The 1,616-nt window shown below is 66.6% G+C and carries 3 protein-coding genes and 1 pseudogene; 2 read left to right on the forward strand and 2 right to left on the reverse strand.

Features of this window, described 5'->3' with window-relative positions:
* Nucleotides 1–261: LytTR family DNA-binding domain-containing protein (locus tag DBR34_RS23125; protein ID WP_258223922.1), on the forward strand; the 261-nt coding region annotated here is incomplete at its 5' end.
* A 58-nt stretch (nucleotides 262–319) separates the two neighbouring features.
* Here DBR34_RS23125 and map read toward each other — a convergent pair.
* Together map and DBR34_RS13550 are read right to left on the reverse strand one after the other, a co-directional pair.
* Nucleotides 320–1,090: a type I methionyl aminopeptidase gene (gene map / locus DBR34_RS13545; RefSeq protein ID WP_128097181.1), complete on the reverse strand. Its 771-nt coding sequence runs from the start codon at nucleotides 1,088–1,090 to the stop codon at nucleotides 320–322.
* On the reverse strand, nucleotides 1,087–1,299 hold the full coding sequence (locus tag DBR34_RS13550; RefSeq protein WP_038687903.1) for a ParD-like family protein: 213 nt from the start codon (nucleotides 1,297–1,299) through the stop codon (nucleotides 1,087–1,089). Before DBR34_RS13550 ends, map begins: the two co-directional genes overlap by 4 nt.
* A gap of 134 nt (nucleotides 1,300–1,433) precedes the next feature.
* Here DBR34_RS13550 and DBR34_RS21390 point away from each other — a divergent pair.
* Nucleotides 1,434–1,616 (forward strand): annotated as a pseudogene (locus DBR34_RS21390) (hypothetical protein); the annotation flags it as partial.

A 1,616-nucleotide genomic window follows, 5' to 3' on the forward strand; every position in this document is an offset into this window, starting at 1 on the left:
GCCGGCAACAACGTGGAAATCCACCTGGCCGACCGCGTGCACGCGCTGCGCGACACCATGGCCAGCCTCGCCGCGCGCCTGGATCCGCGCCACTTCGCCCGCGTGCACCGCTCGGCCATCGTCAACGTGCGCCGGGTCAAGGCGATCCATCCGTGGTTCAACGGCCACCATGTGGTGACCCTGGACACCGGCCAGCAGCTGCGCATGAGCCGCTACCAGAACGAGGCATTCCTCAAGCTGGTCTCCACACGCAACCCGTAGAGCCGGGCTCTGCCCGGCTGCGAGACAGCCGCGCCCGTCCGTCCACGCACAGCATCCATCACGCAACCAGCCCACGCTCCTCGGCGCGCAGGGTCAACACCTCCACCCCGTCGGCGGTGACCAGCACCGTATGCTCGGCCTGCGCCGACAGCTTCCCGTCGCGGGTGGTCACGGTCCAGCCATCCTCGCTCATGTCGATCGCCGCGCGGCCCTGGTTGATCATCGGCTCGATGGTGAAGGTCATGCCCTGCTCCAGCACCAGCCCGTCGCCGCGCCGGCCGTAGTGCAGCACCTGCGGTTCCTCGTGCATTTCCTGGCCGATGCCGTGGCCGCAGAATTCCTTGACCACGCTGTAGCCGTGCGCCTTGGCGTGCTGCTGGATCGCAAAGCCGATGTCGCCCAGCGTGGCGCCGGGCCGCACCACGCCAATGCCTTTCCACATCGCCTCGCGGGTCACCCGTACCAGCCGCCTGGCCGCATAGTCGACCTCGCCGATCAGGTAGGTCTTGCTGGAATCGGCAATGTAACCGCCCTTCTCCAGGGTGATGTCCAGGTTGACGATGCTGCCGCTGCGCAGCACGGCATCGGCGGACGGCACGCCATGGCAGACCACGCTGTCGATCGAGCTGTTGAGCACGTAGGCGAACCCATACTGGCCCTTGCTGGCCGGGCGCGCCTGCAATTCGTCCACGATGAAGCGCTCCACCCAGTCGTTGACCTGCAGCGTGCTCATGCCTTCCAGCGGCAGCCGGTCCAGCGCCTCGAACACCTGCGCAAGCAGACGGCCGGAGGCGCGCATCAGGGCCTGTTCTTCCAGCGTCTTGATCATGCCTCTGCCACCCGCAACGCCCCGGGCGCGACCCCGGCCGCACGCAGTTCGCGGCTGACGATCTCCTGGTAGCTCATGCCGGGGTTCATCTCGCAGAGCATGCCGATCTTGATCCAGAAGCCTGCCTGGGCGTTGATCGAGCGGCCGGAGACGCCGCTGGCGCGGCGCAGGTTGTCGTGTAGTTCGTCGTCGATGTTGACGATGCCCATGCGGGTCTCCCAGGCAATGAAGATACGCACCATATATGTTTCGTATATTGCTTGCAATGCCACCTGTCGCCGCCCCAGTCGCTTCGTGCGAGCATGCTTTCCCAAGACAGAAGCCCCTCTCACGGAGCACTCGCATGGGCAGGATCCTGGTGGTGTCGTCGGCGGCCGTGGTCGCACTGGTGGTGGGCGCGGCGCTGTTAGGCTATTCGCCGTCCACCTGCAGTTGCGTGAGCCCGTACGACACCCTCAAGCACAGCGCCGGATTGAACCTGCCGGGGGTCCCCGTGCCCGCCGCGACAGTGGAGGCGGGCCTGAAC

The organism is Stenotrophomonas sp. HMWF003, assembly GCF_003061285.1.
In the GTDB taxonomy this organism is placed as follows: domain Bacteria; phylum Pseudomonadota; class Gammaproteobacteria; order Xanthomonadales; family Xanthomonadaceae; genus Stenotrophomonas; species Stenotrophomonas maltophilia_AP.